The organism is Microbulbifer guangxiensis (assembly GCF_021729075.1).
Classification (GTDB): Bacteria; Pseudomonadota; Gammaproteobacteria; order Pseudomonadales; family Cellvibrionaceae; genus Microbulbifer; species Microbulbifer guangxiensis.
The window spans coordinates 258,069-271,817 of sequence record NZ_JAJSAQ010000002.1 but is presented as its reverse complement, the minus strand read 5'-3'; the positions used below and the strand labels follow the sequence as shown (position 1 = coordinate 271,817).

At 60.8% G+C, this 13,749-nt stretch carries 13 protein-coding genes; 10 read left to right on the top strand and 3 right to left on the bottom strand.

The genetic code is table 11. From position 1 onward, the window contains the following. Positions 1-9 precede the first annotated feature (9 nt). Entirely contained in the window at positions 10-1,182 is a 1,173-nt protein-coding gene (locus LVD12_RS05370) for a S1C family serine protease (protein ID WP_237066230.1), read from the bottom strand. Positions 1,183-1,305: 123 nt separating this feature from the next. On the opposite strand from LVD12_RS05370, the gene sat reads away from it, so the two are divergent. Next, positions 1,306-2,496 (top strand): sulfate adenylyltransferase, encoded by a 1,191-nt coding sequence (gene sat / locus LVD12_RS05365; protein ID WP_237066229.1) that lies wholly within the window; start codon positions 1,306-1,308, stop codon positions 2,494-2,496. An 80-nt stretch (positions 2,497-2,576) separates the two neighbouring features. Here sat and LVD12_RS05360 read toward each other — a convergent pair whose 3' ends face one another. Beyond that, on the bottom strand, positions 2,577-3,035 hold the full coding sequence (locus LVD12_RS05360) for a Z-ring associated ZapG family protein (protein ID WP_237066228.1): 459 nt from the start codon (positions 3,033-3,035) through the stop codon (positions 2,577-2,579). 265 nt (positions 3,036-3,300) lie between these two features. Between LVD12_RS05360 and zapE the strand changes: the two genes are divergently transcribed. The 9 genes from zapE to LVD12_RS05315 all read left to right on the top strand — a co-directional run bounded on the left by zapE (position 3,301) and on the right by LVD12_RS05315 (position 11,664). Then, entirely contained in the window at positions 3,301-4,389 is a 1,089-nt protein-coding gene (gene zapE / locus LVD12_RS05355; RefSeq protein ID WP_237066227.1) for a cell division protein ZapE, read from the top strand. A gap of 139 nt (positions 4,390-4,528) precedes the next feature. Then, on the top strand, positions 4,529-4,957 hold the full coding sequence (gene rplM / locus LVD12_RS05350; RefSeq protein WP_069948583.1) for a 50S ribosomal protein L13: 429 nt from the start codon (positions 4,529-4,531) through the stop codon (positions 4,955-4,957). A gap of 14 nt (positions 4,958-4,971) precedes the next feature. Further along, positions 4,972-5,364 carry a 30S ribosomal protein S9 gene (gene rpsI, locus LVD12_RS05345; protein ID WP_069948582.1) on the top strand — a complete coding sequence of 131 codons (393 nt, stop codon included), beginning with the start codon at positions 4,972-4,974 and terminating at the stop codon, positions 5,362-5,364. Positions 5,365-5,673: 309 nt separating this feature from the next. Then, on the top strand, positions 5,674-6,273 hold the full coding sequence (gene petA / locus LVD12_RS05340; protein WP_237066226.1) for a ubiquinol-cytochrome c reductase iron-sulfur subunit: 600 nt from the start codon (positions 5,674-5,676) through the stop codon (positions 6,271-6,273). Further along, on the top strand, positions 6,270-8,471 hold the full coding sequence (locus LVD12_RS05335) for a ubiquinol-cytochrome c reductase (RefSeq protein WP_237066225.1): 2,202 nt from the start codon (positions 6,270-6,272) through the stop codon (positions 8,469-8,471). Before petA ends, LVD12_RS05335 begins: the two co-directional genes overlap by 4 nt. A 113-nt stretch (positions 8,472-8,584) precedes the next feature. Then, positions 8,585-9,211 carry a glutathione S-transferase N-terminal domain-containing protein gene (locus LVD12_RS05330; RefSeq protein ID WP_237066224.1) on the top strand — a complete coding sequence of 209 codons (627 nt, stop codon included), beginning with the start codon at positions 8,585-8,587 and terminating at the stop codon, positions 9,209-9,211. 26 nt (positions 9,212-9,237) lie between these two features. Continuing rightward, on the top strand, positions 9,238-9,633 hold the full coding sequence (locus tag LVD12_RS05325; protein ID WP_237066827.1) for a ClpXP protease specificity-enhancing factor: 396 nt from the start codon (positions 9,238-9,240) through the stop codon (positions 9,631-9,633). 117 nt (positions 9,634-9,750) lie between these two features. After that, on the top strand, positions 9,751-10,932 hold the full coding sequence (locus LVD12_RS05320) for a GGDEF domain-containing protein (protein WP_237066223.1): 1,182 nt from the start codon (positions 9,751-9,753) through the stop codon (positions 10,930-10,932). Between the two features lie 114 nt (positions 10,933-11,046). Continuing rightward, positions 11,047-11,664: a Yip1 family protein gene (locus LVD12_RS05315; RefSeq protein ID WP_237066222.1), complete on the top strand. Its 618-nt coding sequence runs from the start codon at positions 11,047-11,049 to the stop codon at positions 11,662-11,664. Positions 11,665-11,800: 136 nt separating this feature from the next. Here LVD12_RS05315 and LVD12_RS05310 read toward each other — a convergent pair whose 3' ends face one another. Then, entirely contained in the window at positions 11,801-13,741 is a 1,941-nt protein-coding gene (locus tag LVD12_RS05310) for a M48 family metallopeptidase (protein ID WP_237066220.1), read from the bottom strand. Positions 13,742-13,749: the final 8 nt, after the last annotated feature.

Here is a 13,749-nt window from a genome sequence, read left to right as displayed (position 1 = left end):
TTCTCTCAGTTATTGCCCGAAATTTTGGCCGGGTTGGGTTTGCGGCGGTTCAGATACCGTCGCCTCTGCGGTTGCTGCTTTACCATCGCGTATGTACGTGATTACGACTTTTTCGCCGGGTCTCAATGTGGACATGGCGGCAACTCCCGCCCAGCCATAGCGGGTGGGTTCCGTTGGCCTGATTTGCATACCGTTGATGTGCGTGATGAAGTCGCCTGGCTCTAAACCGGCCTGGTGGGCAGGTCCCCCCTCATAGATGTGAGTGACCAGGATGCCGAGCGTGTAATCCAGTCTGAAAGCCCGTGCCTGTTGCGGCGTGACCGGCTTCGCTTCGATGCCCAGCCAACCCGGTACCACGCGCCCGTACTTGATGATGTCCTGCATCACCTTGAAAGCAATGTTCGCGGGAATGGCCAGGCCGACGCCTCCCACGTAGCCGCTTTCGTCCAGCTGGGTAGTGTTTATGCCCAGCAGGCGGCCGTGGGCATCGACCAGTGCGCCGCCGGAATTGCCCTGATTGATTGCCGCATCAGTCTGGATGAAGTCCTGAAGGTAGCTGCCTGTACCGCTATCGCCAAGCCGCACGGCGCGCTCCCCGGTCGCACTGATGATTCCCTGGGTCACCGACTGGCCCACCCCAAGGGGGTTGCCGATCGCCAGTACCACATCCCCGACTTCCGCCTGCTGTGGCTTGCCGACCTCGATCGCGGTCAGCCGCGGCAGGTCTACCTTGAGCACCGCCAGGTCAAAATCTGCATCGCTGCCCACCAGTTGCGCCAACGCCTCGCGTCCATCTGAAAGCATTACCGTAATTTCGTCAGCCTGATCGATCACGTGGTGATTGGTAAGGATGTAGCCCTCATCGCTGACGATGACTCCCGATCCGAGATTGGACTCCATGCGTCGCCGTTGCTGCGGGTCCATGCGCTGCAATAGCAGACGAAAATACGGGTTGTTGGCCTGGGGGTAGGAGGAGAGCGGGATGCGGCTGTAGATGTTGACCACGGCCGGTGCCGCCCGGCGTACCGCCGCTGCGTAGGAGGAGGGACCCTGACGCTGGTCCGCTGATGTGGGGGTATGTCCACCGCGAAGCTGGGGGAACAGCAAAAGCACTGCCGCCGCCAGTGCCAGTCCAATGGCGGCGGGGGCAGCCCAGTCTTGCAGAAAACGTTGTAGCGACACGCGGGACTCCTTGGTTCGGTCGCCATTATACATGGCCAGCCCCATTGGTGATTGGCGCCAGATCCGTATAATGGCGGGTCCAAAAATTCCAAGACCCTTGTTTTATTCGATTTGGAGACCCCTATGTCCCTGGTCCGGCCCCACGGCAGCGAGAAGCTGCAGCCACGCTTTGTCTACGATAGCGAGCGACATCACGAACTGATGCACGAGGCGGAGTCCCTGCCTTCCATCGTGATCAGTTCCGCGGCGGCGGCCAATGCGGTGATGCTGGGGGCGGGCTACTTCAACCCGCTGCACGGTTATATGAACCTGGCGGACGCCATGAGTGTGGCAGAGACCCTGCGCACCGTGGACGGTCTGTTCTGGCCGGTGCCGGTCCTCAACATGGTGGAGGACACCAGTGCCATCGAGGGCGCATCCCGCATCGCCCTGCGTGACCCCAACGTCGAGGGCAACCCTGTCCTGGCCATCATGGATGTCAGCGCCATCGAGACCGTGACTGACGAGCAGATCAGCACCATGGCGGAGCATGTCTTCGGTACCCTGGACGAAAAGCACCCGGGCGTCGCCACGTTCAAGTCCACCGGTCGCAAGCTGATCTCCGGTTCGATCGAGGTGCTGAATTTCAGCTACTTCCAGAGCGACTTCCCGGACACCTTCCGCACTGCTGTGGAGATCCGCAACGAGTTCATCGAGCGTGGCTGGAGCAAGGTAGTTGCCTTCCAGACCCGCAACCCCATGCACCGCGCCCACGAGGAGCTGTGCAAGATGGCTCTCGAAGACGTGGATGCGGACGGCGTGCTGATCCACATGCTGCTGGGCAAGCTGAAGCCGGGTGACATCCCCGCGACTGTGCGCGACGCTGCGATCCGCAAAATGGTGGAGCTGTACTTCCCCGCCAATACCGTCATGGTGACCGGTTACGGCTTCGATATGCTGTACGCTGGTCCCCGCGAAGCGGTACTGCACGCGGTATTCCGCCAGAACTGTGGTTGTAGCCACCTGATTGTGGGCCGCGACCACGCGGGTGTCGGTGATTACTACGGCGCTTTCGATGCCCAGACGGTCTTCGACCAGAAGGTTCCGGAGGGTGCGCTGGAGATCGCTATCTATCGCGCAGACCACACTGCTTATTCAAAGAAGCTGAACAAAGTGGTGATGATGCGGGATGTGCCCGATCACACCAAGGAAGACTTTATCCTGCTGTCCGGCACCAAGGTGCGCGAGCTGCTGGGTGACGGCATTGCGCCGCCCCCGGAATTCTCCCGCCCTGAAGTGGCACAGATCCTGATGGATTACTACCAGAGCCTGTAAGCGGGCACTAAAAAGGGCGGGTTTTTTCAACCCGCCCTTTTTTTGTCTGGCGCAGTGGTGTGCTGTAGGGGTGCCGTAACTCAGCGGTTTACTGCGGGCTCGGGTCGCTCCGTGGGCTCCTTGTCCAGGCCGAAATCCTCAGCCAGTGTTCCCTTGGCTCCGGGTTCCTTGGGGGCCCAGTCCCTCGGCGGCGTGACCGTTTTCAGGTTTTCGTCATTGTCGCTCAGCTTGCCGCTGCCGGCCTCCAGCATCTGGCGGCCGATGTCCTGGTTGGACAGGCGCATGGCGCTGTTGGCCAGGTACTCGTGAACTTCACGGTAGCTCTCGGTAAGGTTGTGAACGAGCTGTGAAGTCTGGTCGAAGTGCTCGTTCACCTGTAGCTGGAAGTCCTCCAGCTTTTTATTGGCCTCATGCAGGCGGGCTTCCAGCTCCTGTGTCCGGTCTACGCCGGAGCGGCCGCGCACCGCAAGAAAAGCCAGCAGGGCACCAAGTGCCACGCCCAGGATACCTACAAGAATCAAAACCGATGTCGAGTGCACGAAGACTTCTCCTCAAGATTGACAGTTCGCCGGTCGTCCCTGACGACGCCCCCATTATACGCCATCTGCGCGCCACTGGCGGGTCGCAGTGCCGTTTGACTGGCCATTCTTCCGGGACCCAGGGCCAATGGGCCCGTCTGCGGGTGGGGGTGGGCGCAGAGCGGGAAGCTAGGCGGATTTGCGCCAGATTTGGTAGAGTGCGCCTCCTCTAACGCAACCTGCGGTTCAGTCCATAATCCGAGCTATGCATCCACCCCTGTCTCCAATGCAGCGCTACCAGCGCGATCTCCAGCGTCCCGACTTTGTTGCCGATCCCTCGCAGGAGGCTGCGGTGATGGAGCTGGAAGATCTCTACCGGCGCCTGCTGCAGGAGCGACCGGACGGCGGTGTCTGGAATCGGCTGCGCAGCCTGTGGCAGCGCACGCCCGAGCCCGAGTTGGGGCTCTACTTCTGGGGTGGCGTGGGTCGCGGCAAAACCTACCTGATGGATGCGTTTTACGAGGCGCTGCCTTTCGAGCAGAAGTACCGCACCCACTTCCACCGTTTCATGCGCGAGGTGCACCGGGAGCTCAAGACTCTCGCCGGGGAAAAGAACCCGCTGGAGCAGGTGGCCGACCGTATTGCCGGTAGGGCCCGGGTCCTGTGTTTCGATGAATTCTTTGTCTCGGACATCACCGATGCAATGATTCTTGCCAATCTGCTGGATGCCCTGTTCCATCGCGGTGTGACCCTGGTGGCGACTTCCAATATTGTCCCTGAGGGGCTCTATCGGGACGGCCTGCAGCGTGCCCGCTTCCTGCCGGCCATCGACCTGCTCAAGCGGCACACCAAGGTGGTGAATGTGGATGGCGGTATCGATTACCGCCTGCGGGCCCTGGAGAAGGCGGAGCTCTATCACTGTCCGCTGGACCAGGCTGCGAACCAGAGCCTTGCGCGCAGCTTCAGTGCGCTGATCGTCGAGGGGGCCGAGGTGCACGAAAATGTGCCGCTGGAGATCGAGGGGCGCATCATTACCGCGGTGCGCGAGGCCGATGATGTGGCCTGGTTCGAGTTCGCCGAGCTGTGCGATGGTCCGCGTTCGCAGAATGACTATATAGAGCTGGCGCGGGAGTACCACAGTGTACTGCTGGCCAATGTACCCCGGTTTGACGCGCGCATGGAGAGCCAGGCACGGCGATTCATCAACCTGGTGGATGAATTCTATGACCGCTGCGTCAAGTTGGTGATTTCAGCGGAGGTGCCCGCCGAGGAGCTCTATCAGGCCAGGCACCTGTCTTTCGAATTCCAGCGCACGGTGAGCCGGCTGCTGGAGATGCAGTCCAGGGAGTACCTGGCCCGCCCGCACAGGCCCTGATCCGGCCCTGTTTGTCCGCCCTCGCCACTGGTTGAAATTTGAGCCTAAACTGCTTGAAATGGCCGGGGTGCTTATGTACTATCCGCGCTCTTTCGTGGGACGGCCCCTTTCGCGGGGTCACATTACAGGTGTTTATAACATGAAGACATACAGTGCCAAGCCGGAAGCGGTAAAACGCGACTGGTTCATTGTTGACGCTGCGGACAAGACTCTCGGCCGTATTTCCGCCGAGATCGCGCACCGCCTGCGCGGCAAGCACAAGCCTGAGTATACGCCCCACGTGGACACCGGCGATTACGTCATCGTGATCAATGCTGAGAAGGTCCGCGTGACCGGCAACAAGGCCAAAGACAAGATCTACCACAGCCACTCCGGCTACCCCGGTGGTCTGAAGTCCATCAGCTTCGAGAAGCTGATCGAGAAAGCGCCCGAGCGCACCATTCAGAGCGCCGTTAAAGGCATGCTGCCGAAGGGTCCGTTGGGTCGTGCCATGTTCAAGAAGCTGAAAGTATACGGCGGCAGCGAACATCCTCATGCGGCACAACAGCCGACTGAACTGGCGATCTAAACGGGAAGAATCTGATGGCAACTACTCAATACTACGGTACCGGCCGCCGCAAGACCTCCACCGCTCGTGTATTCATCGAGGCAGGTGAGGGCAAAATCACTGTGAACGGTCGCAGTCTGGACCAGTACTTTGGCCGTGAAGTGGCGCGCATGATCGTGCGTCAGCCGCTGGAAAAGGTCGACATGGTCGAAAAATTTGATATCAACGTCACTGTAAAAGGTGGTGGTTCCTTCGGTCAGGCGGGTGCTATCCGTCACGGCCTGACCCGCGCCCTGATGCAGTACGACGAAGCGCTGCGCCAGCCGCTGCGCGCCGAGGGTTACGTAACCCGCGACGCCCGCGCTGTGGAGCGGAAGAAAGTCGGCCTGCGCAAAGCGCGCAAGAAGCCGCAGTTCTCCAAGCGTTAATCTGCTTATCCATGCTTTCAAAGCCCGGCACACGCCGGGCTTTTTTTTGCGCGCGCGCAATGGCCCGGGATGCCCGTGGCGCCTTGATTGTCAGATGTGGTTGTTTTCTCGCCGGTTGGCCACCGGTTTGCCGACGTTCAGCCAGACTTCACCTTGTATCAAATTGGCATTTTCTTTAACATTGCGCGAATTTGTATCCGCCTGATTTATGGGGTTTATTGGCGCCGGCAATTGGCCGGCGGCACCTATTTTCGGAACATTTTTTGGGTTTGGGCCAGCGAATTTTCGCTGTGATGGGAGAAATACGTCATGAGTGATGACGGTGTAAACGTAGGGCGGCGCCGGTTCCTGACGGCCGCTACTTCGGTAGTTGGTGGCGTGGGTGCCGTGGGGGTTGCTGTCCCCTTCGTTAAGTCCTGGAATCCGAGTGCCAAGGCCAAGGCGGCCGGTGCCCCGGTGAAATTCAACGTCAGCAAGATGGAGCCGGGCCAGATGGTCACCGTGGAGTGGCGCGGCAAGCCGGTTTACGTCGTGCGGCGCTCTGAAGAGGCGCTGCAGAACCTGGACAAGGTGACCCCCCTGCTGCGTGACCCCAGCTCCGAGGAATCCGTCCAGCCCGCTTACGTCAACCCCGAAAACCGCGCCATCAAGCCGCACCTGCTGGTGCTGGTAGGCCTGTGTACCCACCTGGGCTGTGCGCCGATGTTCCGCCCGGAAGTGGGCGCCACTGACCTGGGTGGTGACGAGTGGTTCGGCGGGTTCTTCTGCCCTTGCCATGGCTCCAAGTACGACATGGCCGGCCGCGTCTACCTGGGCGTACCCGCCCCCACCAACATGGACGTGCCGCCGTATTCCTACGAAGGGGATGACATCATCGTAATTGGCGTGGATCAGGAGGGCAGCGCATGAACTGGCTAACCGCACTGGGTGACTGGGTAGATCAGCGCCTGCCGATCTATCGCGCGTGGGACACCCACATGGGCAAGTACTACGCGCCCAAGAACTTCAATCTCTGGTACTTCTTCGGCGTTCTGTCGATGCTGGTGCTGGTCAACCAGCTGCTGACCGGCATCTGGCTGGTGATGAGCTACAACCCTTCTGCCGAAGGTGCCTTCGCTTCCGTCGAGTACATCATGCGGGATGTGGAATGGGGCTGGCTGATCCGCTACCTGCACTCCACCGGCGCTTCCGCCTTCTTCGTGGTGGTGTACCTGCACATGTTCCGCGCCCTGATGTACGGCTCCTACAAGCCGCCGCGCGAGCTGGTGTGGATCTTCGGCATGTGCATCTACCTGGTGCTGATGGCAGAAGCTTTCATGGGCTACGTACTGCCTTGGGGCCAGATGTCCTACTGGGGTGCCCAGGTAATCGTGTCCCTGTTCGGCGCCATTCCGGGTATCGGTGAAGACCTGGTGCAGTGGATCCGCGGTGACTACCTGATCTCCGGGATTACCCTGACCCGCTTCTTCTCCCTGCACGTGATTGCACTGCCGCTGGTGCTGGTGCTGCTGGTCGTGCTGCACATCCTGGCACTGCACGAGGTGGGCTCCAACAACCCCGACGGTATCGACATCAAGAAGAACAAGGACGAGAACGGCATTCCGAAAGACGGTGTCGCTTTCCATCCGTACTACACCGTGCACGATCTGGTGGGTATCGCGGTATTCCTGTTCATCTTCTGCGTCGTGGTGTTCTTCTTCCCCGAAATGGGCGGCTTCTTCCTGGAATACGCCAACTTCGAGGAGGCCAACCCGCTGAAGACGCCGGAACATATTGCCCCGGTATGGTATTTCACACCGTTCTACGCGATCCTGCGCGCCGTCACCATCGACATCGGCCCGCTGACAGCGAAATTCCTCGGCCTTGTGGCCATGGGTGCGGCCATCGCGATCCTGTTCGTGCTGCCGTGGCTGGACAAGAGCCCGGTGCGCTCGATCCGCTACAAGGGCATGCTGCCGAAGGTGCTGCTGCTGTTGTTTGCTGCCATGTTCATCGTGCTGGGTTACCTGGGCGTCAAATCCCCGACCCCGGGCCGTAACTTCCTGGCGCAGGTGGCGACCCTGTTCTACTTCGCCTACTTCATCACCATGCCCATCTGGACCAACCCGGAAGAGCGTAAGGGCACCCTGTCATGGGTGGTCAGCGGTATCTTCGGCGTGCTGTTCCTGTGGATGGCGGTGACCAACTTCAAGGCGAGCCTGTTCGTCGGCCTGATGAGCCTGGCACTGGCCGTGTTCTTCGCGGCACTGCCCTGGCTGACCAGCCGTGACCACATCAAGCAGCCCCCGGAGCGTGTTACCAGCCCGTCTGGTGCCAAGACCTTCGGAATCCTGTTTGGCGGCATCGTGGTTGTCGGCCTCCTGGCCTTCCTGCCGATCAAGGCGGTGGCGGCGGGTCCGGCGGTTGAGCTGGACCACATCAATATCGACCTGCAGGACAAGCCTTCCCTGCAGCGCGGTGCCAAGTATTTCGTCAACTACTGCATGGGTTGTCACAGCGCGAACTTTTCCCGCTGGGGACGTGTGGCGACGGACCTGGGTATTCCCAATGAGCTGATGATGGAGCACCTGGTGCTGGGTGACGCCAAGATCGGCGACCTGATGGAAATCTCCATGCGCACGGAAGACAGCAAGGTCTGGTTTGGCGCCGCGCCGCCGGACCTGACCCTGGTGGCCCGCTCCCGCTCCCCGGAATGGCTCTACACTTATCTGCGCAGTTTCTACAAGGATGACAGCCGTCCCACAGGCGTAAACAACAAGGTGTTCCCCAACGTGGGGATGCCGCACGTGCTGATGGAGCTGCAGGGCCTGCCCGAGTGCGCGCCGGGCCCGAAGAAGGACCATGGCCGCGTGGTACGCGACGAGCTGGGCAACCCGATCATGGACTCTGACTGCGGCAGCCTGGAAGTGGCTGGTGTGAAGGGCTCCATGACCGAGGCGGAATTCGACCAGGCGGTCTACGACCTGGTGAATTTCATGGAGTACATCGCTGAGCCGATGGCGGAAGACCGCAAGCGCGTAGGCTTCTTTGTGCTGGCCTTTATCCTGGTGTTCTTTGTCTTTGCCTGGCTGCTCAACCGCGAGTACTGGAAAGACGTGCACCACTGAGGCTGCTACTGATTCTTGATTTCGGGGGTGGTGGGCTCGCTCTGCCACCCTTTTTGTATTTAAGCCTGACAGCCGGTTACCCGGCCGGCTTCCAATCCCGAGGTAGTTAGAACATGGGTGTGCCGACGAACAAGCGCTCCTCAATGACCTTCTTTTCCGATGGTCGCAGTCATCTCAGCCACCGCGTGCGGATCGTGCTGGCGGAAAAGGGCGTCTCCGTCGATATCATCGACGTGGATCCGGACAACAAACCCGCGGAACTGGCGGACCTCAACCCCTACAATTCCCTGCCGACCCTGGTGGACCGTGACCTGGTGCTGTTCGAGACCAAGGTGATGATGGAGTACCTGGACGAGCGTTTCCCGCACCCACCGCTGCTGCCGGTGTACCCGGTGGCCCGTGCCCAGAGCCGCCAGATCATGCATCGCATCGAGCGGGACTGGTGTCCGCTGGTCGACAAAATTCTCGCCGGTGGTAAAGAGGCCACTGCAGCGCGCAAGGATCTGCGTGACAGCTTCGTGGGTATCGCCCCGATGTTCACCGACCTGCCGTACTTCTTTAATGAGGAATTCTCCCTGGTCGACTGCTGCATGGCCCCGCTGCTGTGGCGGCTGGAGCAGTTCGAGATCTCCCTGCCGAAGACCAAGCAGGCCAAGCCTCTGCTGGATTACATGGACCGCCTGTTCAATCGCGAGTCCTTCCAGCAGAGCCTGACCGAATACGAGCGCGAGATGCGCTGAGGGGACAGGGTTTGAGTAAACCGGAAATGACCTCCAACCGCCCGTACCTGCTGCGGGCGTTCTACGAGTGGATAGCCGACAACCGGTGCACTCCTTATATCCTGGTGGATACCCACCTGCCCGGTGTGCTCGTGCCCCAGCAGCATGTGAACGAAGATGGTCAGATCGTGCTGAACATCTCCGAGAGTGCTGTCGTCGGGCTGAACATGGATAACTATGCCATCCGCTTCAGCGCCCGCTTCGGCGGTGTGCCTACCGACATCCAGGTACCGGTAGGCGCTGTTGTCGGTATCTACGCCCGCGAGAACGGCAAGGGCATGGTATTCGAAGCAGAGGAGACGCCGGAGCCCCCGGAACCCACCCCGCCCACGAGCCTGGGCAAGAAGTCCGCCAAGAAGCCTGCACTGCGGGTGGTCAAGTAGATCGAGGCCGGAGGCCGGTAAGAGGAACCGGTCTCCGGATTGCGACCTGTTCCCCGGTGAATCTGCGACGCAGGCGGTAGAATCCCGCTTTCAACCGAGATTGCCGAACCCCTGCCTATGACCCTGCTGCGCCATGTCTGGCTACCTGCGATTCTTATTTCCCTGGTCCTTGCCCAGTGGCAACAGTGGGTGGCAGTACCGCTGCCGCTCAGTGCTGTTGCTGCCGTGGGCCTGGCCGCAGTGGCCCTTGCGCTGGGCATTTTCTTCAAGGCGAGCCGAATCGCTACCGCCGCATCACTGGTGTTGCTCCTGCTTGCGGGGTTGCACTACTTCCAGTGGTCCCCCAGTGAGGGCGAACTCCGATTCTGGCTTGCTGCTGGTGCGTTGAACCTTGCCATGGTTTCCCTGACGCGGGACCGCAGCCTGCTCAGTTTCTTCGGTCTGGCGTTGGCGGTGCTACTGGCGGCTCAGGTCGCTGGGATTCACTACCTGCTGCGGGAAGACCTGTTGATGCTGCGCTGGTCACCGGCTGCGAGTCTCCCGTTCCTCGATGCCCTGCCTGGTCGCTTCGGGTTGTCTGACCTGCTGATGTTGTCTGCCATCGCTGCCAGTGGGCTGGCGGCACTCTGGCACCGGGACCAGGTGAGTATCGGGTTGCTCGGTGTCAGCACCCTGGCATTGGTGGCCTACCTTGGCGGTTACGGTGCAGTACTGCTGGTCGGCTCCGCTATTGGTTTGCTCCTGGTGTGGTTGGCGCTGCGGACGGCATATGATCTTGCTTTCCGCGATGAGCTCACGGGGATTCCCTCACGGCGGGCATACAGCCGCTACCTGTTGACGCTGGGGCGGAATTACTCGATCGCCGTTGTGGATATCGATCACTTCAAAAAGCTCAATGACCGCCACGGTCACCAGGTCGGAGACCAGGCACTGCGCATGGTGGCGGCGAGGATCGCCCGCTATGGTGGTGGACGGGCCTTCCGCTATGGTGGCGAGGAATTCGTTGTCGTCATGCGCGGTAAGGACCGGGAGCGCGCCGAAAAGGCGCTGGAGCGGATGCGGCAGAAGATCGCTGCCTATCCTATGCGTATCCGCGCGGCAGGACGCCCCCAGGAAGGCGGGGGCAAAGGCCGCCAGAAGCGGGGGCAGGGCGGCGGTCGCAAGATCCGCACCTCGGTGAGTGTCGGGCTGGCGAGCAGTGGCCCCAAGGCGCGGACGCCGGACCTGGTCCTGGAGGCCGCGGACAAGGCGCTGTACCGGGCAAAACGCGGAGGTCGCAATCGCGTCTGCGTTGCCTGACCGTCCGCGGGCTTCCATCCGGCAAAAAAGTTGGCGCCAGCTTCATTGTTTCGGTTGGTTAATCTTTTCACGCGCCCCGATACTGCATGACATAGCAGAGAAGGGAGAACCAGCGTGCGTCTACTCAGCCATACCATTGGGATTTTTACCAACCCGGATAAGGAGTGGGAGGCGATCCGCCGGGACAAGCACTCGTTCGCACAGGTCTTTCTCAGTCATGTGCCGATCCTGGCCCTGATACCCACCATCTCCGGTTATATCGGCGTCACCCAGGTAGGTTTCCGAATCGGCGATAACGTGCAAAAGCTAACGCCCGGCAGTGCACTCACCCTTTCCATCCTGACCTACATCGCCATATTGATCGGCGTCTACCTGTTTGGTGAGTTCATCAACTGGATGGCGAAGACCTACAACGTCGAGGGTGATGAGCCCACACGCCACTACGAGGGCACGGCCCTGGCGGTGTTTGTCACAACGCCCATTTTCCTGGTCGGCTTTATCGGGCTCTATCCCAATCTCTGGGTGAATGCAGCGGTCACCATGCTGGCGGCCTGTTATTCGATTTACCTGATCTATGAGGGAATCCCGATCCTCATGAAGCTGGATAAGGACCGGGCCTTTCTATACGCCACTTCAGTGGTCACAGTGGGGCTCGTGCTGTTGGTGACCGTGCGGATCGGCACGGTGATTCTGTGGAGCATGGGGGTCGGCCCCGTGTACCAGAACACGTGATCCCATCAATACGCCGAAGTCCGCTCATATCAGGTTGACCGCTGTGTGTGTTGGCCGCCGAGTCTGGTGAATGCAGGAACGACAAAGCCGGCCCATGGGCCGGCTTTGTCGTTCCTGATGATCCTGTTGCCAAGCCTTACACTGGTGTTTCGCTTGTTCTGTGCAATTTCTCCCGGCCCACAAGCTCTATTGCCAGGGGTGGCATAGGGCAGTCCAGGCTGTCGGCGACAGCGCGGAGCAGTTCGATTTCTCCGGCCTGAAGAACGCCGTCGTGGGCCATACATGCGGCCAGGGCCTTGAGCAGGCTCGGCTTTTCCAGCGGAGGAATGCCGCGGGCGATGGCGATCGCCTTGTCCAGGCGTGCCAGGGTGATGTCGGACGCCGTGGGCAGAGGAGCCTTGTCCCGGTTCAATAGCCCCAGACCTGCGCCGTAGGCTCTATTGGCAGCCAGGTAGTCCTGATGCCCGGCATGCGCAATAGCGGCCAGCAGGAAGCGGGCGGCGTCTTTCTGTGCATCCCGGCGGTGACTCAGGCGGTGACCGTCCGGTGTACCCTCGATGCCGTGCATCAGCACCCGATACAGCGCCCATTCCCACAGTTCCACCTGCCTGTCACTGCGCAGCAGTTTGATCAGGTTGCGCTTGAATACCTGGTACTGCTGGGGCACCAGTTCCCGCAATGCCGGGATGCAGAGGTCGAGCAGTGGCAGGCGGGTGCTGGCTGTGAGGCCGCGCACACTTGGCGCGAGCTTCTGCATCTCGCGAAATACACCCGGGTGGGCGATCTGTTGCAGCAGCACGGACTGCTGCTCCCGCTTGGCCTCCTCGGGATGACTGAGCAGCAGATAGACGATGGCCCTGGCTGCAAAAGGATCGTGGGCCGCGGTGCGCAGTTGCGGCGGTATGCTGTCCAGCAGGTGCTGGCCGAACTCGATATGGTCCTGCCCCGGGTTGCCGATGCTGTTGTCCACGGTGGCGGAAAAGCTGTCCAGGGTGACACCGGCGGCTGTATTCACAGAGCCGGCAATCCCCGCGATGCGGGCATCGTCGCTTGCCGGTACTGCGCTGGCGGTTGTCGGGAAATGCCCATTCCAGTTCGGCTCAAGGCGGTGTATTCGTGCCGGCAGGGGCGGGTGGGTGGCAAAGATATTGGTCAGCGAGCGTTTGAGGCCGCTGGCGAAAAACATATGGCTGAATTCCGCCGCCTGACCGCTGCTCAGGTTCGAGCCGCCGCTATAGCCACCGATTTTCTTCAGGGCCCCGGCAATTCCGGCATTACTGCGGGTGAACTGCACCGCAGAGGCATCGGCAAGAAATTCCCGCTGGCGGCTGACGGCCGACTTGATCAGGTTGCCGAAGAATGTCCCGCTGTAACCGATCACCATCAGCCCGACACCGATACCCGCAAGGGCTGCGCGACCCCGGTTGTCGCGACTGGAACCGATATGGGTGCCCCGCAGCAGCCAGTAGCCCAGCAGGCCGATCACCAGGATGCCGTTCAGCAGCCCGACCAGGCGCAGGTTGAGGCGCATGTCGCCATTGAAGATATGGCTGAATTCATGGGCCACGACGCCCTGCAGTTCATCCCGGCTAAGCCGCTCGATACAGCCGCGGGTCAAACCGATCACTGCATCGTGGGTATCGTGACCGGCAGCGAATGCATTGATGGCATCTTCATCAAGTACATACACCTCCGGCACCGGGGTGCCAGAAGCAATGGCCATTTCCTCTACCACGTTTAGCGCGCGTCGTTCGGCATCACTGTGGGGGGCGAGATTGATCTTGCGGCCACCCAGTGCCTCCGCCACTGCGCGTCCGCCGGCGGAGAGCTGGCGCAGCTTGTAGAGGCTGCCCAGCAGGATGACGGCAGAGATACTGAGGGCAATGGCAGCGACGCTGTCCCAGCCCAGCAGAGCGCCCATTTCCATCGGATTGAAGGGCTGACCGCGGGAGTAGGCCACCAGGGCTGCCGCAGCCAGGGTGGTGATTGCGATCAGCAGCACCACCGCGACAGACAGCAGCCCGACCAGCAGGCCGGTGTTTCGGCGTGCCCGGTCCTGGTACTCGAAAAAATTCATTGGCCGTT